Source organism: Bradyrhizobium sp. th-b2 (assembly GCF_000426785.1).
Classification (GTDB): Bacteria; Pseudomonadota; Alphaproteobacteria; order Rhizobiales; family Xanthobacteraceae; genus Bradyrhizobium; species Bradyrhizobium septentrionale.
Genome location: NZ_AUGA01000018.1, coordinates 1 through 23,260 on the forward strand (window position 1 = coordinate 1; position 23,260 = coordinate 23,260).

General features: G+C 63.8%; 23 protein-coding genes, 1 tRNA gene and 1 pseudogene. 14 read left to right on the plus strand and 11 right to left on the minus strand.

Annotated elements, in window-relative coordinates; translation table 11 throughout:
- The coding region (locus tag K359_RS57345; protein WP_029081200.1) for a transposase at positions 1-299 on the minus strand (299 nt) is incomplete at its 3' end.
- Positions 300-573: 274 nt separating this feature from the next.
- Positions 574-1,590 carry a hypothetical protein gene (locus tag K359_RS0121675; RefSeq protein ID WP_029081201.1) on the minus strand — a complete coding sequence of 339 codons (1,017 nt, stop codon included), beginning with the start codon at positions 1,588-1,590 and terminating at the stop codon, positions 574-576.
- A gap of 172 nt (positions 1,591-1,762) precedes the next feature.
- Here K359_RS0121675 and K359_RS61415 point away from each other — a divergent pair, with 172 nt between their 5' ends.
- Entirely contained in the window at positions 1,763-1,963 is a 201-nt protein-coding gene (locus K359_RS61415; RefSeq protein ID WP_156928611.1) for a hypothetical protein, read from the plus strand.
- 527 nt (positions 1,964-2,490) lie between these two features.
- Here K359_RS61415 and K359_RS66210 read toward each other — a convergent pair.
- From K359_RS66210 to K359_RS0121700, 5 genes are all read right to left on the minus strand, one after another.
- Complete coding sequence (locus tag K359_RS66210; RefSeq protein ID WP_334261907.1) at positions 2,491-2,757, minus strand: tyrosine-type recombinase/integrase; 267 nt, start codon at positions 2,755-2,757, stop codon at positions 2,491-2,493.
- Complete coding sequence (locus tag K359_RS66215) at positions 2,757-3,095, minus strand: tyrosine-type recombinase/integrase (protein ID WP_334261908.1); 339 nt, start codon at positions 3,093-3,095, stop codon at positions 2,757-2,759. The genes K359_RS66210 and K359_RS66215 overlap by 1 nt, the downstream gene beginning before the upstream one ends.
- Positions 3,096-3,314: 219 nt before the next feature.
- Positions 3,315-4,337 (minus strand): hypothetical protein, encoded by a 1,023-nt coding sequence (locus K359_RS0121690; RefSeq protein WP_029081203.1) that lies wholly within the window; start codon positions 4,335-4,337, stop codon positions 3,315-3,317.
- A gap of 487 nt (positions 4,338-4,824) precedes the next feature.
- A complete protein-coding gene (locus K359_RS57355) occupies positions 4,825-5,688 on the minus strand; it encodes a carbonic anhydrase (RefSeq protein WP_051346277.1) in 864 nt (287 codons plus the stop codon).
- A gap of 461 nt (positions 5,689-6,149) precedes the next feature.
- A complete protein-coding gene (locus K359_RS0121700) occupies positions 6,150-7,211 on the minus strand; it encodes a polysaccharide deacetylase family protein (RefSeq protein ID WP_029081204.1) in 1,062 nt (353 codons plus the stop codon).
- Between the two features lie 467 nt (positions 7,212-7,678).
- Here K359_RS0121700 and K359_RS0121705 point away from each other — a divergent pair, with 467 nt between their 5' ends.
- A complete protein-coding gene (locus K359_RS0121705) occupies positions 7,679-7,894 on the plus strand; it encodes a cysteine rich repeat-containing protein (protein WP_029081205.1) in 216 nt (71 codons plus the stop codon).
- A 119-nt stretch (positions 7,895-8,013) separates the two neighbouring features.
- On the opposite strand, the gene K359_RS0121710 is transcribed toward K359_RS0121705, so the two are convergent.
- Entirely contained in the window at positions 8,014-9,693 is a 1,680-nt protein-coding gene (locus K359_RS0121710) for an MFS transporter (RefSeq protein WP_029081206.1), read from the minus strand.
- Positions 9,694-9,845: 152 nt separating this feature from the next.
- Here K359_RS0121710 and K359_RS0121715 point away from each other — a divergent pair, with 152 nt between their 5' ends.
- The 7 genes from K359_RS0121715 to K359_RS0121745 all read left to right on the plus strand — a co-directional run bounded on the left by K359_RS0121715 (position 9,846) and on the right by K359_RS0121745 (position 17,716).
- Positions 9,846-11,207, plus strand: coding sequence for a hydrolase (locus tag K359_RS0121715; protein WP_029081207.1), 1,362 nt, complete (start codon positions 9,846-9,848; stop codon positions 11,205-11,207).
- Positions 11,208-11,289: 82 nt separating this feature from the next.
- Complete coding sequence (locus tag K359_RS0121720; protein ID WP_029081208.1) at positions 11,290-12,675, plus strand: cytochrome P450; 1,386 nt, start codon at positions 11,290-11,292, stop codon at positions 12,673-12,675.
- 41 nt (positions 12,676-12,716) lie between these two features.
- Entirely contained in the window at positions 12,717-14,126 is a 1,410-nt protein-coding gene (locus K359_RS0121725) for an adenylate/guanylate cyclase domain-containing protein (RefSeq protein WP_029081209.1), read from the plus strand.
- 151 nt (positions 14,127-14,277) lie between these two features.
- Complete coding sequence (locus tag K359_RS0121730) at positions 14,278-14,781, plus strand: TerB family tellurite resistance protein (protein ID WP_029081210.1); 504 nt, start codon at positions 14,278-14,280, stop codon at positions 14,779-14,781.
- A gap of 226 nt (positions 14,782-15,007) precedes the next feature.
- Positions 15,008-15,787, plus strand: coding sequence for an SDR family oxidoreductase (locus tag K359_RS0121735; RefSeq protein WP_029081211.1), 780 nt, complete (start codon positions 15,008-15,010; stop codon positions 15,785-15,787).
- Between the two features lie 164 nt (positions 15,788-15,951).
- Entirely contained in the window at positions 15,952-16,779 is an 828-nt protein-coding gene (locus K359_RS0121740; RefSeq protein ID WP_029081212.1) for a glutamine amidotransferase, read from the plus strand.
- A 127-nt stretch (positions 16,780-16,906) separates the two neighbouring features.
- Entirely contained in the window at positions 16,907-17,716 is an 810-nt protein-coding gene (locus tag K359_RS0121745; RefSeq protein ID WP_029081213.1) for an enoyl-CoA hydratase, read from the plus strand.
- 120 nt (positions 17,717-17,836) lie between these two features.
- Here the strand turns inward: K359_RS0121745 and K359_RS0121750 are convergent.
- Positions 17,837-17,912: transfer RNA gene (locus K359_RS0121750), tRNA-Ala, on the minus strand.
- Between the two features lie 297 nt (positions 17,913-18,209).
- Here K359_RS0121750 and K359_RS0121755 point away from each other — a divergent pair.
- The 3 genes and pseudogenes from K359_RS0121755 (at position 18,210) to folD (ending at position 19,744) form a co-directional block, all read left to right on the plus strand.
- Positions 18,210-18,500, plus strand: coding sequence for a YggT family protein (locus tag K359_RS0121755; protein ID WP_016847252.1), 291 nt, complete (start codon positions 18,210-18,212; stop codon positions 18,498-18,500).
- Between the two features lie 23 nt (positions 18,501-18,523).
- Positions 18,524-18,820: pseudogene (locus K359_RS64505) on the plus strand (DUF167 domain-containing protein); the annotation flags it as partial.
- 39 nt (positions 18,821-18,859) lie between these two features.
- Entirely contained in the window at positions 18,860-19,744 is an 885-nt protein-coding gene (folD, locus tag K359_RS0121760) for a bifunctional methylenetetrahydrofolate dehydrogenase/methenyltetrahydrofolate cyclohydrolase FolD (RefSeq protein WP_029081214.1), read from the plus strand.
- 120 nt (positions 19,745-19,864) lie between these two features.
- Here folD and ppa read toward each other — a convergent pair whose 3' ends face one another.
- Both ppa and K359_RS0121770 read right to left on the minus strand, forming a co-directional pair.
- On the minus strand, positions 19,865-20,398 hold the full coding sequence (gene ppa, locus K359_RS0121765; RefSeq protein WP_029081215.1) for an inorganic diphosphatase: 534 nt from the start codon (positions 20,396-20,398) through the stop codon (positions 19,865-19,867).
- 162 nt (positions 20,399-20,560) lie between these two features.
- Positions 20,561-21,070 (minus strand): GNAT family N-acetyltransferase, encoded by a 510-nt coding sequence (locus K359_RS0121770; RefSeq protein WP_029081216.1) that lies wholly within the window; start codon positions 21,068-21,070, stop codon positions 20,561-20,563.
- 374 nt (positions 21,071-21,444) lie between these two features.
- On the opposite strand from K359_RS0121770, the gene K359_RS0121775 reads away from it, so the two are divergent.
- The gene (locus K359_RS0121775; protein ID WP_029081217.1) at positions 21,445-21,912 is read left to right on the plus strand and encodes a DUF2269 domain-containing protein; all 468 of its coding nucleotides are present in this window, start codon (positions 21,445-21,447) and stop codon (positions 21,910-21,912) included.
- 7 nt (positions 21,913-21,919) lie between these two features.
- Positions 21,920-23,248, plus strand: a complete 1,329-nt coding sequence (locus K359_RS0121780) for an SDR family oxidoreductase (protein ID WP_029081218.1) — start codon at positions 21,920-21,922, stop codon at positions 23,246-23,248.
- The last annotated feature ends 12 nt before the right edge of the window (positions 23,249-23,260 follow it).

The window sequence follows — 23,260 nt, forward strand, 5'->3', positions numbered from 1 at the left end:
ATCTGACCTGTCTCGACAGCTTCCGTCGTTGGCGGCGTACTTGCCGCAACTATCGCAGGGACGAATGTCGGGCCGATCGAATCCTCTTCGGCCGGATCATGACAGGTCCAAGCCTTGCGCCAGCTCAGCAGAAGCTGACGTGATATCCCATACCGGCGAGCCGTCGCCGACACCAGTCGTGGCCCCGAGAAGCTCTCCTCTACGATTCTGAGCTTCTCCGCACGCGTCCAGCGTCGCCGCCGACCGGTCTCCACCAAATCCATGCGGCTCAGCACCGCACTGTCCTTATGTCCGTCCATAAGGACAGTCAGCTACAGATCGGAAAAACTCGCAAGACGGCCGCCCTCGGACGGATACAACTCTACTCAATTCCATTGACCAAGACGCGCTGGACCGGCCGGGGCCAGCGCCTATGCTGCTGACATCCGAAACTAGCAGCAGAAAGGAAATGCCCATGCGTATCATCGGCCCGATCCTCGGCCGCGTTGCTCAGATCCAATTCGGGTTCGACGAGCCCATCGAATAGCAAGGCCAAGTGAGGATTTCTGCAGAGCGGCACGACAACGTGCCGCTCTATTTTTTTGCGGTCGCCGTCGTCGACGCGCTTTGCTGAAGCTTTTTCAACTCGGCTATTACATCAGCTGCCGCAGCTTCTGCAGGCGCCCTGGATACTGTCATCTCCATCCGGCTCGGCTCGAACGCGATAAACTTCTTAAATACCGACTGTACCTTCTTGTAGACGGCATCCTTCGGCCGATACCGTTTTTTCTCGTCAAACAATTCATCCAACCGCACAAAGAGCACGGGCTTAGTGATCACACTGCGTGAATTGTAATGGACATCCAATGCGACCGCTAAGATGTGGGTGACAGGGCCGGTTGGAAAATGACCAAGGAAGGTTCCTTGAGGGTAGCTGGAATCCTTGTAATCGATTCTTATCTCGACAGTGTCACCCCGCGACACAACAGCAACTGTCCCAGCGGGTGTTACATTTCCGAACTCGAAATCGATTTGCTCGATAACCAGATTTTCTGGACGCCGCTCGTCAGGCCGGATCTCAAAATTCTCCACTACGAGCGTGATGCTCGTCGACTTCGACGCGCCGGGCTCTCCCGGCAGCGGACGCGCAATTGGAAGGCGGACCCACTTCCCCACCAAAAGATTGTTGAACGTGAACGTGTCGACCTTTGCAGGAGTGGGCAGTCCCATTGCCCTGCAAGCATCAGCGAAAAGCGGGTGATCCCTAGGAACACGCTCGATGAGCTTTTCCTTAGGAAGAGAAAGGAAATCAGTTTCCGAGAATCTGACTGGAGGGACGAGCTTCTCACAGCGTTCGATTATTGCCTTAATGCACCTCTTCGGCAGATGGGTGGCTCGGTTTAGTTCAGTAGTGTCGTTCTTGATGTTTGCCCATTGGCCGGGGTCTTTAACCCCCACCAGTTCACGAAGCTGCTCTGTGTCCCCGAGCTCCAAAAGAGCCATGACGAGGGGGATGGTATATTTCTCGGGCTTCTCCCCCCTCACGCTGAGCTGTTTGGGATCGATTTTTTTCTGACCGGCGGATTGATCTGTTTCTGTTGGATCGGTCATTGATTCCTCAAGCTCCCTCAAACATCAATCAGCCTGCGTCAGCCGCGTTGACCCCAGCTTGAACACGGATGATTGGACGGTCGGCCGTATCTGGCCTGAGATTGCGCCACTCGAGTAACTCATCTGCAACCGCGCACGGCAAAACCTGCGCATCACGAGTGGAGACTGCACTATGACGACCCATTTTGAAACCACCAACACAACCAAGACAATCCAAGCGGTGGTAGCGGCTTCGTTGCTGCTGGCCGCGAGTTTCACCCCTGCTGCAGCAGAGAACAAGTGCACCAACACTTGGAGCTGCACCGTCACCACGACGCCTCCCCCTAACCCGCAGCCCGTCTTCTCCTGCAGCTACACCCGCACCTGCAAGTGAACCTTCCAGAGGGCACGCGACAAAATTGCGTGCCCTCTCATCTCATGAATGGAGGATATCCATGAAAGTTTTGGCCCTTGGGTTGATGATTTTGGTTTCGCTGGTGGCGGTGCGGTCTGCATCTGCGGAATGCATCTGCAACCATCTGCCCTGCCCGTGCGCATCGGCAAGGCATTTTTGCCCGCGGGTAGAGCTGCGGATATGCCCGATCCCTATCTTGCTGCCGGTGGATCCGCGGACTTCGTAGCAGGCGTACCCTTGCACGCCGGCGGTCGCAGCTCAGTTTGCCGCCACGCGCCGCTGTCCGGGTCCCAGCGGGGCCCGGGCAGCCTCGGGGCGGCTACCCCGCGCGTCTCATAGAGCTTCTTCTTCAAATGAGAGGACGACGCACCGGCTAATTCGGTCCGTCTGTGTACAAGGGCGCTGTTTTCTGCCTTCGGTTTTCTTGGCCAATTGCCCCTCCGCTTGGAGCTTCCGCGTGAGGGCGACGCGGCAGGCTGGTGCGGACTAGCTTTTCGGGAGCTGCCCTAGCTGCGCCGGTTCTTTGATAGTTTTGCCTTCGAAATATTGGTGACGTTCGCACGGGGGGCTTTCACTTCCCCCAGCGCTGCGGCCAACCGGCTTCCGATGTGCTCGGATGCTTTTTTCAACGGGTCATTGTCGAGATGTGCATAGCGTTGCGTCGTGGCGCTTTGCGTATGACCTAGCAGCTTGCCAATGATAGGCAGGCCAAGTCCCGCTCCGGCGCCTATTGAGGCATGTGTGTGGCGCAAATCGTGGATGCGAACACCCATCAGGCCCGCACGCGCCGCAACAGCCTTCCATGGCTTCTTGAGATCGGAGCGAGGGCTATCAGCAGACGTGCCGGCAATAACAAAGCCATGGGCAGTCCATTTAGAATAGCCAAGGCTGGTGCGTTCAGGACGATGGTTTTCTTGCCGGTCTTGCTTGTCGGCAACAAGAGCAACCCCCGGTCGAAATCGATTTGATCCCATTTGAGGTGCAAAATTTCCCGGAGCCGGGCGCCCGTAAAGATCAGAAGCCGAAGGGCCGCGGCAGCATGTGGGCCGATCTTGGTGCGGCGGTTATTTTCCTTGGGCGCATGTTTGGCCTTAGGCTTTGTGGCGTCCACCGTGTATGGCAACCCGTCGCGGCGGCGGCCGGTTACTTTGCATGGGGTTGTTTTCGATATTTTAGTGGGAGCCGCGGCCGCTCTCGCTACCGGGCATAGGCACTGACGTCGAACCTGTGGGTGATTGCGATCGCCTCAGGGAAGGTTTCGTCATGGCTGACGACCAGAAGCGCGCCGTGATCGGCGCGCAGTCCGGCCTCGATCCCGAGCCTCCGAAGCCTAGATCCGCACCCCACATAGTCCGCTCATGATCGCAATCGCGACCAGTCCGCCGGCTGCGAGCCCGGCCGCCCAGATCCGGTTGGCGACCGTGGTGGCGGCGCCATGTGCGATCAGGATGCCGCGCAATCCTGATGCGAGGTGCGCCAGGACGAAGAAGACGCCGAGCGCGTAGTGCGGCACCAGGCGGATGCTCCAGGCGTCGTGGATCAGGCCGGTCGGTGCGCCGGATGCCCAGGCCCAATTGGTGTCGATGTGGTGCACGGCCCGCGCCGAGACGAAGGCGGAGTTCAGATGGGTGATGATGAACGCCGCGAGGTAGACGCCGGAGGCGATCTGAAACACGCGGTAGGGATCCGCCGGCAGCGCGCTCCAGCGCCAGGCGAGCCGCACGCCGACGGCGACCTGGAACAGCATCAAGGCGACGAGGATGGGCTCGACCACGGACGATCGATAGACCACGCGTCCCATCTTCATCACGGCGGCATGGACCTCTGGTCCGAGCAGGCCAAGCAAATGATTAGTGAGGTGAAATGCGATGTAGAGCAGAATGACCGCTGCGGCGACGCCATGCGTGACGCGCCATCTGGCGATGGACGGCGCAATCGCGGCTGGCTTCGCCGGGCGTTCATGCTCGCTGCCGAGCAGGACATAGAGACAAGCCGCCAACCAGCCCGCGACCCATACCAACTCGTCGCTGACATGGATATGCAGCAGTCCAAGGCCGACGCCGGCCAGCAAGAACAAGGGCGGTGCGGCGATGCAGATATAGGCGAGCCGCCGGGCGCGCAGCTCGAAGGACGAAGGCGCTGCCGTCGTCATCCACCAGGCGCAGGCAAGACCGAGCAAGGGTGCTGCCGTCGCAGCCAGCAGGCAAAGCGCCGCCAGAACCAGTCGCCCAAACGACATCGGACCGTCAGCGGGGGAGACCGCGAGATGAAATCCATCGAGCAGGAACGGATAGGCGATCGCGGCGGCCGCCGGGATCATCGAACGGAGCTTTTCGGCGGCCGTATTCGCCAAGCCATCTTCGCCGGGCCGTACGCGACCTTGTTCAAATGCACTCACCGAGTTCTCCAGAGTTCAGGCATCGTGCGAAGGAGAGGGCCAAACCGACGAATCTATTCCCGGGTCATCATCGGATGCGCGGCGCACAGCTAGAGCGTTTTCGAGCGAAGTGGCTACCGGTTCGCGTAAAGAAAACGCGTCAAAACAAGAATCTAGAGCCCCGTTCCGATTCCATCGGAACGGAAAAGGCTCTAGTGCTCTAAACGCTGGCGTGCACGGGCAAACGGCGTTGCGCCGAGACCATGTCTCAAGGCGCATGACCGTACAGCGATACGGACCCACCGATAGGACCAAGTTCCAACAATCCGACTGGACCATGCCAACCCGTTGGCAGCGACTGTCCTGCCGGCGTGATGCATCTCACAAAATCCTGGGCCCGACGCGGCTAGTCTCCCGGCAAGGGCTTGATCTGGTTCGGACCGGGAACGGAAGACGCCTCCGATCATTCTTTCGCGTTGACAAGCGCTTCAATGCGCCGCGATTGCACAATGGCGTCGCCGAGATCCACGAACGCTGCAAGATCCCGAGGTGCCGCCGCCAGCCCCATCCCGTCGGCATCACCGGAACGGGGAGCCCATATCGCGCGACTCTCCAGAAGATAGACGCCGTAAACCGCTTCGATCCCGGTGTAGGCGTTGGTCCTCAGTTCTTCCTGGATCGAGTAAGCCGCCAGCGCGGCGTTGGTGACGACAGACGTCTCAATCAGGGCTTTTCGATATCCAGGGTGGTGCACGACAGTTGGCCCGAACGCGGCGACCAGCTTTCTCTCGGAAGCCTGGACCACGACCAGCGCACCGTCGAGAATGCTGCGGAGCGAACGCTTGGTCGCGAGCGGCAAGTATTCACGCGGATTCAGGAATACATCGACGGCTGTCGTGAGCGCGCCGCATCCGCTGTGGCCGAGGACGACGATGAGTTTGAGGCTGCCGCCAAGGTTCTCGACGGCGTATTTGAGGCTTCCAAGCACCTCTATTCCGAGGCCGTTGCCCGCGACGCGGACCACGAAGAGATCATTGGGCCCTTCATTGAAAATGAGTTCAACGGGGACACGGGCGTCGGAGCAGCCGAGCACGGCTGCGAACGGTCTTTGCTTCGGTACAGCGCTGTCAGCCAGCACCCCCAGGTCACGCAGATCGACCGGGATGATCTGCTGTACCCCGCCCGCTTCCTCATCGTGGTCAAGGAGTGTGGCGAAGCTTTTGTTGCCCTGCTCCAGACGGAGCAAAGCCGCTTTACTGTCGGGCGGGGTCGGCCTGATCGAGCCATCGTCGCTGCTATAGCGATAGGTGATATCGAAGGTCTTCATGATAGCCGCGCTGGGCTGGGAATATTCAGGCAAGCAAATGCGATTTGGACAACGAACGGAGCCTGCAATCCTATTGAGCGATCCATTGGAAAGCCGCCGTTGATCCAGATCAACACTGCTGCAAGGCGGGGACGGCAGATATTACCCTGTCCATGACGTCGCCGAGGTGGTGGCGTTGCTGCGGCGCGCGATTTCGGAATATTGGAAGAATGCCCCTGATTTGCCCGACGGGTCAAGTTGCCTTGTCGAGCGCCGGCACCCGCCAGCTACTTTGCATGGGGTTGTTTTCGATATTTTGGTGGGAGCCGCAGCCACCGGGCGTGATGGTGCCACTCTCGAAGGCGCATAAGCGCTCAACGTCGTCCGGCCGTGGCGGACCAGCAGAAGGTGGCTGCGATCAGAAAGCGAAAGCGCCTCTGGATCGGATCCAGGGGCGCTTTGCGTTGAGCGTGTTCGCTGCGTTATTCGTTCACCGTCTGCACGACGTTGCCCACCGGGCGGCTCGCCGCGGTCGGCACCTTCTCGTTCTTCACCATCATCGCGTCGTATTCGGGCAGCGTCTCGAGTTGGGTCTTGGCCTTCATCCAGACCACCTTGTAGCCGCCTGCCTTCAGCTTGCGCAGCAGCGTCGGCAGCGCCTGCGCGGTGTGCTTCTGCAGATCGTGCATCAGGATGATGCCCTTGTGCTCCTTGTCGAGCTTGGTCATCACGTTGTTGATGACCTCGTCGGAGCTCTTGGACTTGAAGTCGTTGGAGTCGACGTCGACGGAGAACATCGCGATGTTGCGGGTGCCGAGATAGGCTGTCGTCGCCGGCGTATGCGCCAGCGCCGGGAAACGGAAGAACGGGGCGGGGTTGGCGCCCAGCGCCAGCTTCACCGCGCTAAATCCCTTCTCGATCTCGTCCTTGGCCTGCTGCTCGGTGAGCTTCTTGCTCGCCAGATGCGCATGCGACCAGGTGTGGGCGCCTATGGTGTGGCCGGCGGCGGCGACCTGGCGGAGGATATCCGGGTGATAGGTGGTGTGCAGGCCGATCGGGAAGAACACCGCCTTGGTGCATTCATCCGCCAGCGCCTTGAGCACGGCGGGCGTGGTCGGCCACGGACCGTCGTCGAAGGTCAGCACGACCTCCTTGTCGGTCAGGAAGTCGTACTGCTTGTACTGCAGGAAGCCGAAGCCCGGGCCGCCATTGGTATCGACCACGACGGTGCGGCTGATGCCGAGCGCATCGGGATTGGCGCATTTGGGCGCGGCCGCGACGGGAGCCGGCATCGGCGCCGGTGCGGGGGCCGCGGCCGGGGCTGCCGCCTGGGTGGCATCGGCGCGCTTCGACAGTGCCGCGGTCGTCTCGACATCGTCCCTGGCGGCCTGTTTCGGCGCCGCCGGAAGCGGCTCGGCCTTGGCTGCGGCCGTGGTTTGCGGAGGAGCCGCGTCGGCACGCGGGGAGGAGGTCCAGAACCACACACCGGCGATCACGATCGCCGCTACAACACTGGCCAGCATCAGGCCCAACGCACTACGCATCGCTAACACTCTCTCGGAACTCGGGATACGCCACAGCCGTAACGAGCGATTAATGCCAACAAGGTCTTAACGCGATCCCAACACGGCACCGGAACGGCAAGAAAAAGCGCGCTTTACCCAGCCGCCGCTCAGCTGGGAGCGATTCTTGACCATGCAGGAGCGCAGGGCGGCCGCCGGGTGATTGGCGCCGCATCGCAGCGGGCAGGCCTGCGGCGACGAGACGCAGGCCGTCTCCGGGCTGCCGCCTCCAGCGGAACCGGCGCGCTACGCCGTTTCAAGCTTCTCCGCGGCACTGAAACGCTATAGACCAGCGTCGCATTCGCTGGAGCCTTTGTCCGTTCCGATCGAATCGGAACGGGGCTCCAGATTCTTGTATTGACGCGTTTTCTTTACGCGAACCGGTACCCATCCCGCATCAAGTGCGGGACAGGCTTCGCTCGAAAACGCTTTTGTAGAGGCTTTGAGAGATGACCCGATTTCTGTTCGCCGTCGTTCCGCTGGTTCTGTTGACGTCGGCAGCCTCGGCACAGCAGCAGGGGCGTGACGCCTGCTCACGCGATGCCTCGCGGTTCTGCCGCGCCCATCTCAGCGAGGGCGATCAGGTCGTGCTGGCCTGCCTGAAGGAGCATCGCAGCCGCCTGAGCAAGGCCTGCCAGCAGACGCTCGCCGATAACGGGCAGTAGCCTGCACTATCGTCATTCCGGGGCATGCGGAGCATGAACCCGGAATGACGAGGTTCCCCGGTGCGCAGTTGCGCACCTGAGGTCTGCGCTCCGCGCATCCCGGAACGACAGCATCAACGTTACGTGCTACTTCCCGCCGCGGTCGCGACCACCGGGATCACCTCCTTGGCGGCGCGGTCCGGGGTCTCGTCCTTCCAGCGCACCGATCCGAACGGACGCTCCAGCATCCGGCGCACGCGGACCGGCTCGGCGCCGATGTGGAAGTCGGCCGCCTTCTGGTGCAGTTCGCGCTCGATCTGGGTGGCGCGGTTGCGCTGGCGCAGGAAATCGAGCCAGGTCGGGCAATGATAGCGCTCGGTCCACAATTCGGGATCGGCGATGTCGCGCGCGATCGACCAGCCATAGGCGCCATTGCGCTGGCGGCTGAGTTGCACATCCTGCATCACATTGTGGAAGGCGCGGGCGTTCTCCTGCGCCACCCGGTATTCGATCTCGACCACCAGCGGCCCGCTGCGTCCGGAGAGTTGCAGCCGCACCTCGGGATCGGCCAGCGCTTCCGTCGCATCCTCGTTACGCGCGCCAATCGGTGGCATTCGCAGCCAGAGGCCGAGCAGCGGCGACAGCAGCATCAGGCCGGCGGAGATCAAAAGCGCCATCTCGACGCCGCCCAAATCCGTGATCCGTCCCCAGCCCCAGCTTCCGATCGCGATGCCGCCGGCGATCGCGGCCTGAAAGGCCGCCAGCGAACGGCCGGCGACCCAGCGCGGCGCCGAGAGCTGCACGCCGATATTGAACAGCGCGACCGCGAGCATCCACGCCGCACCGGCAACCACCAGCGCGGCGGCCGTGATCACGGGCTCCTTGCTGATCGCGACCGCGGCGATCGCAGCACCCATCGACAGCGCACAGGCGCGAATCGCGGCTTCGCCGCTGAGCCGGCTGCGGATCTCGCTGATGTTGAGCGCGCCGATCACGGCGCCCATCCCGAAGGCGCCGAGCATGATGCCGTAGGTCTGCGCGCCGCCATGCAGCAGGTCGCGCGCGACCAGCGGCATCAGCGCCGAGACCGAGCCGCCGATGATGCCGGTCACCATGGTGCGGGTCAGCACGATCCTGATCGACGGCGAATTGGTGATGTAACGCACGCCGGAGACGATCGCCCGGTTCAGCCGTTCGCGCGGCAGCCGCGACGGCTCGCTGACGCGATTCCACATGAACAGCACGACGAGTAGCGGCAGATACAGCACGGCATTGGCGGCGAAGGCCGCGACCGCACCTGCGGAGGCCACCACGATGCCGCCGATCGCGGGACCAAAGCTGCGCGCGATGTTGTAGCTGATGCCGTTCAGCGCAACAGCGGCGGGCAGCGTCTCCGACGGCACCTGCTCGCTGACCGAGGATTGCCAGGCCGGGCCGAACAGCGCCATGCCGCTGCCGACCACGAAGCACAGCGCGAGCAGGATGTTCGGCGTCACCAGATTGAGCCAGGCCAGCACCGTCAGCGTGGTTGCGCCGGTCAGCGCGATCGCCAGCGACACCAGCGCGACGATGCGGCGGTCATGCATGTCGGCGATGGCGCCGGCCGGCATCGAGATCAGCATCACCGGCAGCATCAGCGCGGTCTGCACCAGCGCGACCTTGTCGGCCTCCGAACTCATCTGCGTCATCGCCCAGGCGGCGCCGACGCCCTGGATCAGGATGCCGAGATTGGAGAGCAGGCTGGCCAGCCAGATTCGCCTGAAGATTGAATGCCGCAACGGTGCAGTGATACTGTCGGGACGCTTCCGCGCTTCGGTCATATCCGGTTCCGCTTGGCCTGCTATAGCTTGTTGAATGATTTCGGCAGCATCAACTGATGCCCGCGAAACGCGTGTCCTGTCCAGCAATTACGGTATCCTTGGCGGGCGTAGGGCACAGCTAAAGTACTGAAAGGCTTGGGGAAGGGGAATCAATGGCGCTGTCGCGGCGGAGAATTCTGCAAGGAGCCGGCGCGCTGTCCCTGCTGGCGGGCCGGCTTGCCGCCCCGGCTCTGGCGCAGCCGGCGCCCGCCGGCGACATCCCGCCGATCCTGTTCGTGCACGGCAATGGCGATCACGCGGCGCTCTGGATGACGACGCTCTGGCGGATGGAGACGAACGGCGTGCCGCGCGAGCGCCTGGTTGCGCTCAATTTCACCGACCCGCTGGCGCGCACCGACGACAAGGTCGAGCAGGCCAACCGCTCCTCGACCGAGGACCAGCGCCGCGAACTCGCCGAGGCGGTGAAGGAACTGAAACAGACAAGCGGCGCCGCGCGCATCGCGCTGGTCGGCAATTCCCGCGGCGGCAATGCGATCCGCAACTACATCAAGAACGGTGGTGGCGGCGACATCAGCCATGCGGTGCTGTGCGGCACGCCCAATCACGGTCTGTATGCGTGGGATGACGATCTCGGCAACGAGTTCAATGGACGCGGTCCGTTCCTGCGCGGGCTGAACGACGGCGAAAGCGAAGTGACTGTTGGCACCGCATTCCTGACCTTGCGCAGCGACGGCCTCGACAAATATGCCCAAGCCGACGGCCGCTTCGTCGGCAAGCCAGGCACGCCGACCAATGTCACGGCGGAAGGCCCGGCGCTGAAAGGCGCGACCAACCTGGTGCTCGGCGCGGTGGACCATCGCGAGACCGGGTTTCATCTGCGTGCGTTTCGCGAGATCTACCGGTTCATCGCAGGGCACGAGCCGTCGCAGATCGAGATCATGCCGGAGACGGCGGTGCGGCTAAGCGGCCTCGTCACGGGCACGCCCGGCGGCGTGCAGACCAACCGGCCGGTAAAGGGTCCCACGGTCGACATCTATCACGTGTCGGCGGAGACCGGCGAACGCAGGGGCGGCCCGCTCCACAGCTCGCAGACCGGCGCCGACGGCCGCTGGGGTCCGGAGCAGGTCGATCCGTCCTGGCCGCTCGAATTCGTGCTGACCTCGCCTGATGCGGTGACGACGCACATCTATCGCTCGCCGTTCCCGCGCTCCTCCGAGATCGTGCATCTGCGGGCGGCGCGGCCGCAGCTCGCCGCCGATGCCGGCGCAGGCGCCATCGTGCTGATGTCGCGGCCGCGCGGCTATTTCGGGTTACCGCGCGATATCGTGCTGTTCGACGGCAAGGAGCCGGCCGATGTCAAACCCGGCGTGCCGACGGATTCGGTGGCGACGCTGCGGCTTGCCGCGGCCGATATCGGCCGTCCGGTGGCTGCGATCTTCAACCAGGAGCGCATCGTGATGCGGACCTGGCCGGCATCGGAGAATCGCATTGCGGTCGCCGAGCTGACTTATTAGGTCTGGTGAAGGTCCGCGCGCCTTCATGGCGCCGGGATCGCGTGGCCGGATCGGCCGTTGCGTGAGGCAGGAAGCGAGGACCATGAGCATAGCCGAGGTCTACGACATCACGGTCACGCGGCGGCCCCTGGTCCCGCCGGCGCCACCGCGCGCGCCCGCCGATATGACCGCGCTCCAGCGCATGCGGGTGATGCGCAACTCGCCGATCGAGACCTGGGGTCAGCGCGCCTATGAGGACGATATCGTCCAGGGCCGCTTTCTCCGCCACTCGAGCTTCATTCTCAACACGCCGGATGCGATCCGCCACGTGCTGGTCGACAATTACGAGAACTATACCCGCACGCCGGCCGGGCTGCGCGTGCTACGTCCGATGCTGGGCGAGGGACTGCTGATCGCCGAGGGCCGGGCGTGGAAGCATCAGCGCCGCACGCTGGCGCCGGCATTCACGCCGCGCGCGGTGACGACGCTCATTCCCTACATGATCGCGGCAGTCGACGAGACCGTTGCCAAGCTGAATGCGGCGAGCGGCGGTCCCGTCGACCTGCGCGAAGCGATGCAGCGCATGACGCTGGAGATCGCCGGCCGCACCATGTTCTCGTTCGGCATGGATCGCCATGGTGCCGCTCTGCGCGACTTCGTGATGGAGTATGGCGACACGCTGGCGCGGCCGCATATGCTCGACCTGGTGTTGCCCCTGAGCTGGCCGACCCCGCAGGATTTCCGGCGCGCCCGTTTCCGCAAGCGCTGGACGGCATTTGTCGGCATGCTGATGGCCGAGCGCCGCGCCGCCGGCAAGGATAACAACGCGCCGGCCCGCGACCTGTTCGACCTGATGGGTGCCGCGCGCGATCCCGAAACCGGCCAGGCCTTCACCGACGCCCAGCTCGGCGACCAGGTCGCCACCATGATCCTGGCGGGCCACGAGACGACCGCGACCGCGCTGTTCTGGGCGCTCTATCTGCTGGCGCTCGATCCCGAGACCCAGGAGCAATTGGCAGCAGAAGTCAGGAGTGCGACGACGTCGGGCGCGCTCGACATCGAGCGGCTGAAATTCACCCGCGCCGTGGTCGACGAAACCATGCGGCTCTATCCGCCGGCGTTTTTGATCGCGCGCGCGGCAGGCGGTCCCGACACCATCGCGGGCCGTTCGGTCAGGAAGCATGACGTGATCCTGATTGCGCCGTGGCTGTTGCACCGGCATGAAAAATTGTGGCGCGAGCCGAATGCGTTCGTGCCGCAGCGTTTCATGACGGAGACGCCGCCCGATCGCTTCGCCTATCTGCCGTTCGGGGTCGGTGCGCGGGTTTGCATCGGCGCGCATTTCGCCCTGGTCGAGGCGACGCTCGCGCTTGCGAAGCTAATCGGTGCGTTCCGCGTCGCGCTGGCGGACAACGATCCGGTGCTTCCGATCGGCGTGGTGACGACGCAGCCGAACCGTTCCCCGGTGTTTACGATCAAGCCGCGCTGACCTTGCGCGGCCGTGCCCCAATGCTCACCTAGGTGCTCACCATGAGCGATACGCAGGCCCATTTCGCAGTCCTCAGGCAGACGACCGATCCGGCCGTCGTCGATGCCATGCAGCAGCTGATCGCGGACGGCCATGATCGCGAGCTTAATCGCATCAACGTTCTGGATTTCTCGCGCCGCACCGGGCTCGACCAGGAGCAGGTGATCTCCGGCTTCCTGCATGCCTCCCGGCTCGGCCTGTTCGACATGAGCTGGAACGTGCTGTGTCCGGGGTGCGGCGGCGTGCTCGATGCCCACACCACGCTGAAGTCGCTGCGCCATGACGACTATAATTGCGCGCTCTGCGCGGCCGGTTACGAGGCGTCCGTCGACGAGCTGGTCGAGGTTGCCTTCACCGTCAGCCCGCGGGTCCGTCACATTGCTGCGCACGAGCCGAACACGCTGCCGATCTGGGAATATTTCCGGCAGATATTCTGGAGTTCGGGGATCGAGTTCGACGAGAATGCGGTGGCGACCCTGATCAACGAGGTGACGCTGGAGGGGCTCGAATTGCCGCCCGGCGACAAGGCGATCCTGTCGCTCAATCTGCCCAATGAATTCGTCATCGTGTTCGAGCCGGTGACGCATTCGGCGCACTTCTTTGCCGTCGAGGGCGAACCCACCACGGAGCGCCAGCAGTACTCGATCGCATTCAACAAGTCGCATGCGCCGACCGGCACCTCGACGATGCGGCCGGGGCCGCTGCGGCTCTCGCTGGAGAATCACACTGACGTTCGCGTGCTGCCCTCGGTGTGGATCGCGGGCGATCCGCTGCACAAATTGCTCGGCAAGCGCAAGCCGATCCTGACCGCGAAGCGGATGCTGTCGAACCAGACCTTCCGCGACGTGTTCAAGGCCGACAATCTCACGGTCGACCAGCGGCTGAAGATCACCGCGCTGACCTTCCTGTTCACTGATCTGAAGGGCTCGACCGCGCTCTATGAGAGGGTCGGCGATCTTGCCGCATTCGATCTGGTGCGCGCGCATTTCCACGCGCTGCTCGAGATCATCGCCTCCGAGCGCGGCGCGGTCGTGAAGACCATCGGCGACGCCGTGATGGCGACCTTCATCCGGCCCGAGCACGCTCTGTCGGCAGGCCTGCGCATGCGCGCCGCGATGAAGAAGCTCAACACCGAGCGCGGCAAGGAAGATCTGATCGTCAAGATCGGCATCCATGAGGGGCCGTGCCTCGCGGTGACGCTGAACGAGCGGCAGGATTATTTCGGCCAGACCGTGAATATCGCGGCACGGGTGCAGAGCCTGTCGACGTCGCAGGAAATCCACCTGACCCAGCCGGTGATGGAATCGGCGGAGGTCGCGGGCATTCTCGATCGCGAGGCGATCAAGCCGATCCAGAAGGAAGCGGCGTTGCGCGGGATTGCCGACAAGCTCGTGGTGTACGAGATACCGTAGTCATATTGCTGAAACGTAATGCTTGCCGAAACGTAATGCCGCTGCGGGAGCCCGCGCCGATTGCGCCGGTTCTGTTTCCACGCCATATAGATTTCAACAGGGCATGACCCGGATAGATCATGCTCAAAGGCTTCATTCCACAGAGAGAGCGATGCTCGACGGACTACGCCAATTCATTGCCGATATCGTCTCCCCCGATGCACAGGCTGACCGCAGCTTCGGCGATGGCGATTATCGCCTGGCGGCGACCGCGCTGCTGGTGCACGTCGTCTCGCTCGACGGCGAACCGACGGTGGCCGAAAAGCGCAAGCTGCACAGCCTGATCGAGAGCCGGTTTCAGCTCGATCCCGGCACCGCCGACAAGCTGATCGCCTCCGCCATGCGGGTCGAGGGCGAAGCCGTGGATCTCTATCACTTTACCAGCGTGATCATGCGCTCGGTGAACGAGGAGGGACGGCTGCGCATCGTCGAGATGATGTGGGAGCTGGTCTATGCCGACGGCCAGGTCAGCGAGTTCGAGGACAATGTGGTCTGGCGCGCCGCCGATCTGCTCGGCATTTCCTCGCGCGACCGCATCGACCTCAAGCATCGGGTCGCCGAGAAGCAGGCGGCGCTGCCAAAAGGCCCCTGGGGCACCGCGGACGCGGCAATCTGACACGATGGCCGGCGCGCAAGCGGAGGCTCGTTTCCGGCGTCGCGGATGACGAAACTTTAATGTCCGCCGCGATTGCGGGCGATCCGACTGAAAATCTGGCGTTTCATCGCCAAACCAGCGCCTAGCCGCTGTCCACAAGCTTACACACGGCTTGCGTCCCACCGCATGCCTATGCTCTCGTCGACCTGTTGGGGACCTCACTAGAATTTGCAGTAAGAGTTTGATCGTGGCTGAGCGTGTGACGCTGATAACCGGGGCATCGGCGGGCATAGGCACCGAACTGGCGCGCGTGTTTGCATCAAATGGCCACCGCGTGGCGCTGGTGGCGCGGCGCGCCGATCGCCTGAAGGCGCTCGCCGACGAGCTCGGGGCCAAGGGCGGCACGGCGCCGATCGTGATCCCCTGTGATCTGCAGCAGGCCGATGCGGGCGATCGGATCGCACAGGCCCTGACCGAGGCAGGCGTCGAGGTCGAATATCTGGTCAATAATGCCGGTTTCGGCCTGTTCGGCCTTGCCGTCGAGCGCGACCGTGCCGAACAGCTCAATATCATCAACGTCAACATCCGGGCGCTGACCGACCTGACGCTGCGCTTTGCCGACCAGCTGATCCGCAATCGCGGCGGCATCCTCAATCTCGGCTCGATCGCCGGATTCCTGCCGGGCCCCGGCATGGCGGTTTACTATGCCAGCAAGGCCTATGTGCTGTCGTTTTCCGAGGCGTTGCGCTGTGAACTGGCGCCGAAGGGCGTGCGCGTCACCGTGGTTTGCCCGGGTCCGGTGCCGTCCGAGTTCCAGGACCGCGCCGGCTTTGCCCCCGGATTCGATTCTGCCATCCTCAACGTTGCGCCGGCGGAGGTCGCTAGCCAGGCCTATCGCGGCCTGATGGCCAACAAGCGCGCCGTGCTGCCCGGCGCCTTCATCAAGCTGGTGCCGTTCCTGCTCCGGCTGTTTCCGCGCTCCTTCATCCTGACTGCAGTCGGCGGCTTCCAGCTGCGCAAGCGTTAGCTTTCCCAAACCGTTTCCTAACCGCCACCGTTAAGGGTGTTTCTGGCCCGCGATTTGCTTCGCAGGGGTGTGCGCAAACTCACACGATGTTAACGACCATTTAGCTATGATCGCGCCTTACCTGCCGAATCTTCAAGCAGAGGCCAAATCTTAAAGCAGAGGCAATGTCGTTCCGGTCTGACCAAAGCCGTGTCGTGGTGCCCTTCGCGAGCCGAAGGCCGGCCGCGGTCACGCCGAAAGATCAGATTTCGGATCGGGCTTCGGATCAGGCGCCGCTGCGGCCCGTGCTGATCGTGCTGCATCGGGAGACATCGACTCCCGGCCGGATCGGCAACGCACTGCGCGCGCTGGGCTACCCCCTCGATATCCGCCGTCCGCGCTTCGGCGACGCGCTGCCCGACACGCTCGAGGCGCATGCTGGCGCGGTGATCTTCGGTGGCCCGATGAGCGCCAACGATCCCGACGACTATGTGCGGCGCGAGATCGACTGGATCGCCGTTCCGCTGCGCGAGCGGCGCCCGTTCCTCGGGATCTGCCTCGGCGCGCAAATGCTGGCGCGGCAGCTCGGCGCCGACGTCGCGCCGCATCCGCAAGGCCGGGTCGAGGTCGGCTATTACCCGATCAGCCCGACGGCGGCGGGCCGCGCGTTGTGCCCGGACTGGCCGGCGCGCGTCTATCACTGGCATGGCGAAGGATTTCGATTGCCCGTCGGCGCGGACCTGCTCGCCGCGGGCGATGATTTCCCGGTGCAGGCGTTCCAGTTCGGCCATGCCTTCGGCCTGCAATTCCATCCCGACGTGACCTACGCGATGATGCATCGCTGGACCACACGCGGGTGCGCGCGGATGGATTCGCCGGGCGCTCAACCGGGCTATCTGCACTTCACTGAGCGCGCCGTGCACGATGCCGCCGAGCGCGCCTGGCTGAAGCATTTCATCGATGGCTGGATCGCGCACACACCGCAGACGGTGATGCTGCAAGCCGCGGAATAGCCGCCGCGCGGAATTTCGCGCCGCCTTTTCATTTGCGCCGATGTGCTAGTCTTGCCACGGCTGCAGCGCGCGGCCGCATGGTCGCGCGAGCTCATCAGAACATAACAACAAGCAAAGGGAGATCGCCGTGAGCTACGAACACATCCTCTATGAGGTCAGCGACAGGATCGCGACCATCACGCTGAACCGCCCCGACCGCATGAATGCGTGGACGGCGATCATGGAGCGCGACGTGCGCCACGCGATGGAGGCTGCCGCCAATGACGACAATGTTCGCGTCATCGTGCTGACCGGCGCGGGCCGCGGCTTTTGCGCCGGCGCCGACATGGAAGCGTTGAAGGGGATCGATCCCAACGAGGTCAGGCGCGGCGAGGGCGTTGCGTTCGACATGAACCGGCGCGCCGACTGGCAGACGCGCTATGCCTACTACCCCGCGATCCAGAAGCCCGTGATCGCGATGCTCAACGGCGCCACGGCCGGCATCGGCCTGGTTCACGCGCTCTATTGCGATTTGCGCTTCGCCGCCGACAGCGCTGTGTTCACCACCGCCTTCGCGCGGCGCGGGTTGATCGCCGAGCACGGCATCAGCTGGATGCTGCCGCGCATCGTCGGCCACGCCAACGCGCTCGATCTGTTGATGTCGGCGCGGCGCGTGTCGGCCGAGGAGGCGCTGCGCATCGGCCTCGTCAACCGGCTCTCTTCGCCGGAGAAGCTGCGCGAGGAAACCTATGCCTATGCCCGCGACCTCGCCGATTTCGTCTCGCCGAGCGCGATCGCGGTGATCAAGCGCCAGGTCTATGACGTGCCGTTCCAGACGCTCGCTGAAGCCACCATCGAGGCCAACCGCGAGATGCAGATCGCGCTCAAGAGCAATGATTTCAGGGAAGGCGTCGCGAGCTTTGTGGAGAAGCGCCCGCCGCGGTTTACCGGGACGTGAGGGGGAGGGGTTGGGCTTGCTGAACCGGTCCGTCTTCGCCCTTTGGGCTTCGCCGGACACCACGCTTCGCCCTTCAGGCTCCTGCGCGGCTGCGCCACGCTTAGCCCGAAGGGCGAAGCGTGGTGGAGCCAGGCGGGATCGAACCGCCGACCTCGTCATTGCGAACGACGCGCTCTCCCAGCTGAGCTATGGCCCCATTGCGGCCGGGTGTTGCTGAGTATCCCGGCCGTCAGTCGGGCGCCATTTACAGTCCCGCCCAAGGCCAAGTCAAGAACGCTGAAACAGCGGTTTTCGGCCTTTCCCGCCGGGAACTTCCCTTGTTTGCGGGGGGATGAACCGATATTTAGAGCATGATCCGGACCCGGCGGGCCGCGCTAGCGCAAAGTTTGCAGCGGTTTTCCGAAAAGATCCTGCTCAAACAAGAAGCGCGATGGCGGCTCAGTCCGGTCTCGTTGCGCCTCAATTGGTCGTCCCACCCGCGAGCCCCCATCATATGCGCGCCGTTCTCGACATCGTCATCATCATCCTCGACCTCTATGTCTGGCTGCTGATCGCCTCCGCCATCCTGTCCTGGCTGGTCGCGTTCAACGTCGTCAACACGCGCAACCAGTTCGTCTCCGCGGTGGCCGAGTTCCTGTACCGGATCACCGAGCCGGTGCTGCGGCCGATTCGCAACGTGATGCCGAATCTGGGCGGGCTCGATATCTCGCCGATCATCGTGATCCTGATCATCATGTTCATCCAGCGGGTGATCGCCTATTACATCTATCCCAACGTGATCTGATTTTTGGCGATGGACCCTTGCCGATGGATCCATGGCGCTATTCCACCGAGGGCATCAGCATCGCTCTGCGCGTGACGCCGCGCGGCGGCCGCGACGACATCGACGGGATCGAGACGCTGGCCAACGGCCGCTCGGTGGTGAAGGTCAGGGTGCGCGCCGTTGCCGAAGGCGGCGAGGCCAACCGCGCGGTGACCGAGTTGTTGGCCAAGGCGCTCGGCGTGCCCAAGGCGCGGGTGAAGCTGTTGTCCGGCGCCACCTCGCGGCTGAAGCAGGTGGCCGTCGACGGCGACCCGAAAGGGCTTGGCGAAACATTGCGGAAGTTGACGGCGGCCGCGCCGAACCAGAGACGAAGGACTAACATGACTGCCCGCATCATCGACGGAAAAGCCATCGCCGCCGAGCTCCGCGCCCGCGTCGCCGACGAGGTCGCCCGCGTCAAGCGCGACCACGCGCTCACGCCGGGGCTCGCCGTCGTGCTGGTCGGCCATGATCCGGCGAGCGAGGTCTATGTCCGCAGCAAGCACACCCAGACCCAGGCCGCCGGCATGGCCTCGTTCGAGCACAAGCTGCCGGAGGATGTTTCGCAGGCCGATCTGCTGGCGCTGATCGCGCGGCTCAACCGCGATCCGCTGGTGCATGGCATCCTAGTGCAGCTGCCGCTGCCGAAATCGCTGCACACCGAGACCATCATCAACGCGATCGATCCGGCCAAGGACGTCGATGGCCTGCATCCGAACAATGCCGGCCGGCTCGCCGGGGGCCTGGCTGCGCTCTCGCCCTGCACGCCGCTCGGCTGCATCATCCTGACCAAGAGCGTGCATGCCTCGATCGAGGGCATGAACGCGATCGTGATCGGCCGCTCCAATCTGGTCGGCCGTCCCTTGGTGCAATTGCTGCTGAACGAGAACGCGACGGTGACGATCGCGCATTCGCGCTCGCGCGACCTGCCAAAGCTCTGCGCGCAAGCCGATCTGGTCTATGCGGCGGTCGGCAAGCCCGAGATGGTGCGGGGCGACTGGCTGAAGCCCGGTGCGACCGTGATCGATGTCGGCATCAACCGGATTCCGGTGCCCGGCGGCAAGCCGAAGCTGGTCGGCGACGTCGCATTCCAGGAAGCGCTCGGCGTCGCCGGCGCGATCACGCCGGTGCCGGGCGGCGTGGGTCAGATGACGGTGGCGTGCCTGCTGGTCAACACGCTGCGCGCCGCCTGCGCGATTGCCGGCCTGCCGGAGCCGGCGGTGTGAGCCCATGCCGTCGTTCCGGGGCGATGCGTCAGCAACCCGGAATCTCGAGATTCCCCGGTGCGCAATTGCGCAGCTGAGGTTCGCTCGCTTTGCTCGCGCTCCGGAATGACGGTTGTGCCGTTACTTCTTTTCGTTGGCCCGCTCGATACCTTCGAGGATCAGCTTGCGGGCTTCGTCGGCGTCGCCCCAGCGCAGCACCTTCACCCACTTGCCCTTCTCGAGGTCCTTGTAGTGCTCGAAGAAGTGCTGGATCTGCTGCAGCGTGATGTCGGGCAGGTCGTTGTAGTTCTGCACCTTGTCGTAGCGCTGGGTCAGCTTCGATGACGGCACCGCGATGATCTTCTCGTCACCGCCGGCCTCGTCCTCCATCAGCAGCACGCCGACCACGCGGACGCTCATCACGGCACCCGGCACGATCGCGCGGGTGTTGACGATCAGCACGTCGCAGGGATCGCCGTCGCCCGATAGCGTGTGCGGGATGAAGCCGTAATTGCCGGGATAGCGCATCGGCGTGTAGAGGAAGCGGTCCACCACCAGCGTGCCGGCCTCCTTGTCCATTTCGTACTTGATGGGCTCGCCGCCGACGGCAACCTCGATGATGACGTTGACGTCGTGGGGCGGATTTTTTCCGATCGATATGGCGTCGATACGCATGGATTGCTCCGCGTGGCCTTTGGAAGTTGAAGACGGTGTGATTTTTATTGGCGTCGCCGGGCCGCGAAACAACCTCAGGCCCGGCCGTAAGGCCGGGCTGGCCGTCGCGTGCAACGCTCAGGCTGGTTTAGCCTTGCTGCAGCTGCGAGAGAAGCAGGATTTTCAGTTGGTCCAGGCGAAAGCGACCTTGTCGAGCGATTTTGGCCCGAACCGCTCCGAGGAGCGCGCCACCATCCGACCGCCCAGCGCGCGGTAAAACTCGGTCGCCGGCTCGTTGTCGGAGAGCGCCCAGATCACCATGCTCTTGAGGCCGCTCTGCAGGAGGTCGCGGCGGGCGGAGGCAAACAGGCGCCGGCCGAAGCCGAGGCCCTGGAATTCCGGCCGCAGATAGAGCTCGTAGATCTCGCCTTCGAAGTGCAGGCTGCGGGCGCGGTTGCGGCCGTAATTGGCGTAGCCCGCGATCCTGTCGCCGAACACCAGCACGCTGACGCGGCTGCCTTTGCGGATGGCGCTGTCCCACCACTGCGGGCCACGGCGATTGATCAGCTTTTCGAGTTCGGCGCCGGGGATGATTCCCTGATACGCCGAGCGCCAGGCTTCGTCGTGGGTAGACGCCACCGAGGCTGCGTCTGCAGCTTTGGCCGGCCGGACCTCGATTAGCGTTGTGCTCATGGACGTAATCAAAGCAAGTCGGAGGGCCGCCTTCAAGGTCCATCGTTAATTATCGGTTAACGTGTGGATTTTTTGCATCAGTGTCATGAATACTTGTACCGAAAGAGGACACTCGCCGGGCTCAAGCGACCAATCGCCGATCCGGTGCTGTGCAAAAGCGTGGATAGCCAGCGCTCTATGACAATGCCGCAGGCCAGAAAAAACCCACCCGGATTTGATTCGCTGGCGGGATTCCGCAAGCGAATCCAAGCGTGCCGCGGGTGCATCGATCCTTCCGCACCTGCGCCGTCACAGTGGATTTTCGCGCCCGTCCGGCCTATGGCAGCGGCGGTATCTGTGCGCGCCGAAACCGGCCTGATCACGAGCGGACCGAGATGACGCTCTACTTCCTGATCAAATATCTGCATGTGCTCGGCGCCATCGTGATCCTCGGCACCGGGACCGGGATCGCCTTCTTCATGCTGGCGGCGCATCGTACGCATGATGCGGCGTTCATCGCACGAACGGCGGCGATCGTCGTGATCGCGGACATGATCTTCACGCTGAGCGCCGTGCTGCTGCAGCCGGTGAGTGGCGGACTGCTGATGATGTTGTCGGCAACGAGCCTTACCGAGCGCTGGCTGCTGGCCTCGCTTGCGCTCTACGCGCTGGCCGGCGTGTTCTGGGTTCCCGTCATCTTCATGCAGAGGGAGATGCGCGACCTCGCGCAAGAGGCGGCCGACAAGGGCCATCCGCTGCCGCCGCGCTACTTTGCGCTGTTTCGCCGCTGGTTCCTGTTCGGGATTCCCGGCTTCGGATCGGTGATGATCATCCTGTGGCTGATGATTGCAAAGCCATTTTAGGAATCACATGAGTGACGGCGCATCACACAACATCCTCGTGCTCGGCGCCTCCGGCCTGATCGGGCGGTACGTCACCGACGATCTGCGGGCGCGCGGCTTTCACGTGATCGGGATCGCGCGTCACTTCACGCCTGCACAAAAGATGAGCGCCGCCGACCTCGAACTGCCTGTCATGTCGATGGACGCTGCGGCGCTGGCGCAGCTGCTTCGCATCCATGAGGCCGATGTCGTCGTCAATTGCCTCGGCGTGCTGCAGGACGGTCCGGGCAGCGACACGCGCGCGGTGCATCGCGACTTCGTGGCGCGGCTGCCGCAGGCTGTCAGCGACAGCCACCGCGCTATCCGTCTGGTCCATATTTCCATTCCTGGCGCGGCCAGTGAGGATCGCACCGCCTTCAGCGCCACCAAGCGCGAGGCCGAACGGCTGATCGCGGCGTCCGGCATCGCCTACGCGATCCTGCGTCCCGGCTTCGTCATTGCGCCTTCGGCCTATGGCGGCAGCGCCATGCTGCGCTCGCTGGCGGCGCTGCCGGTCGATTTGCCGGCCGATGAGGCGGCGACGCCGTTCCAGCCCGTCGCAGTCGAGGATATCGCCGCGACCATCGCCTGGCTCGCTGCGCGCGACATCGGCGATGAGCACGTGCGCGCGGTGACGTGGGACCTGATGCAGCAGCAGCCGGTCTCGCTCGGCGGCGTCATCGCCCAGTTTCGCTGGTCGTTCGGCACGGCGAAAGATTTCCGTGTTCCGACGCCGCCCTTCCTGATCGATCTCGGCGCCCGCCTCGGTGATCTCACGAGCCGCCTCGGCTGGATGCCGCCGCTGCGCTCCAATGCGATCGCCGAATTGCGCCGCGGCGTCACCGGCGATCCCACGGCCTGGATGGCAGCGACCGGCATCGTGCCGAAGACCATCGCGCAAGCCGTCGGCAGCCGTCCCGCGACCATTCAGGACAAATGGTTCGCGCGGCTGTTCCTGATCAAGGCGCTGATCTTCGCAAGCCTTGTGCTGTTCTGGGTGGCGTCCGGCTTCATCGCGCTGGTGATCTCCTATGACGCCGCGGCGGGCATCTTGCGCGCACATCATTTCCCGCCCGCCTTGGTCGGGCCGGTGACGGTGCTGACCAGCCTGATGGACATGAGCATCGGCGTGCTGATCGCGATCCGCCGCACCGCGCCGTTCGGTCTTGTTGCAGGCATCATCGCCTCGCTCGGTTACATGGTGGGATCGGCGATCCTGACCCCCGATCTCTGGATCGAGCCGCTCGGCGCGCTGGTGAAGACCGGGCCTGCGATCGTGCTGATGCTGGTCGCGCTCTTGACCCTGGATAACCGATAGCGTTTTCGAGCG

Coding starts and splice junctions, on each gene's coding strand:
- K359_RS0121675 (WP_029081201.1), bottom strand. CDS start 1,590: ATGACCGATCCAACAGAAACAGATCAATCCGCCGGTCAGAAAAAAATC.
- K359_RS61415 (WP_156928611.1), top strand. CDS start 1,763: ATGACGACCCATTTTGAAACCACCAACACAACCAAGACAATCCAAGCG.
- K359_RS66210 (WP_334261907.1), bottom strand. CDS start 2,757: ATGGGTGTTCGCATCCACGATTTGCGCCACACACATGCCTCAATAGGC.
- K359_RS57355 (WP_051346277.1), bottom strand. CDS start 5,688: ATGAAGACCTTCGATATCACCTATCGCTATAGCAGCGACGATGGCTCG.
- K359_RS0121700 (WP_029081204.1), bottom strand. CDS start 7,211: ATGCGTAGTGCGTTGGGCCTGATGCTGGCCAGTGTTGTAGCGGCGATC.
- K359_RS0121705 (WP_029081205.1), top strand. CDS start 7,679: ATGACCCGATTTCTGTTCGCCGTCGTTCCGCTGGTTCTGTTGACGTCG.
- K359_RS0121710 (WP_029081206.1), bottom strand. CDS start 9,693: ATGACCGAAGCGCGGAAGCGTCCCGACAGTATCACTGCACCGTTGCGG.
- K359_RS0121715 (WP_029081207.1), top strand. CDS start 9,846: ATGGCGCTGTCGCGGCGGAGAATTCTGCAAGGAGCCGGCGCGCTGTCC.
- K359_RS0121720 (WP_029081208.1), top strand. CDS start 11,290: ATGAGCATAGCCGAGGTCTACGACATCACGGTCACGCGGCGGCCCCTG.
- K359_RS0121725 (WP_029081209.1), top strand. CDS start 12,717: ATGAGCGATACGCAGGCCCATTTCGCAGTCCTCAGGCAGACGACCGAT.
- K359_RS0121730 (WP_029081210.1), top strand. CDS start 14,278: ATGCTCGACGGACTACGCCAATTCATTGCCGATATCGTCTCCCCCGAT.
- K359_RS0121740 (WP_029081212.1), top strand. CDS start 15,952: ATGTCGTTCCGGTCTGACCAAAGCCGTGTCGTGGTGCCCTTCGCGAGC.
- K359_RS0121755 (WP_016847252.1), top strand. CDS start 18,210: ATGCGCGCCGTTCTCGACATCGTCATCATCATCCTCGACCTCTATGTC.
- folD (WP_029081214.1), top strand. CDS start 18,860: ATGACTGCCCGCATCATCGACGGAAAAGCCATCGCCGCCGAGCTCCGC.
- ppa (WP_029081215.1), bottom strand. CDS start 20,398: ATGCGTATCGACGCCATATCGATCGGAAAAAATCCGCCCCACGACGTC.
- K359_RS0121770 (WP_029081216.1), bottom strand. CDS start 21,070: ATGAGCACAACGCTAATCGAGGTCCGGCCGGCCAAAGCTGCAGACGCA.
- K359_RS0121775 (WP_029081217.1), top strand. CDS start 21,445: ATGACGCTCTACTTCCTGATCAAATATCTGCATGTGCTCGGCGCCATC.
- K359_RS0121780 (WP_029081218.1), top strand. CDS start 21,920: ATGAGTGACGGCGCATCACACAACATCCTCGTGCTCGGCGCCTCCGGC.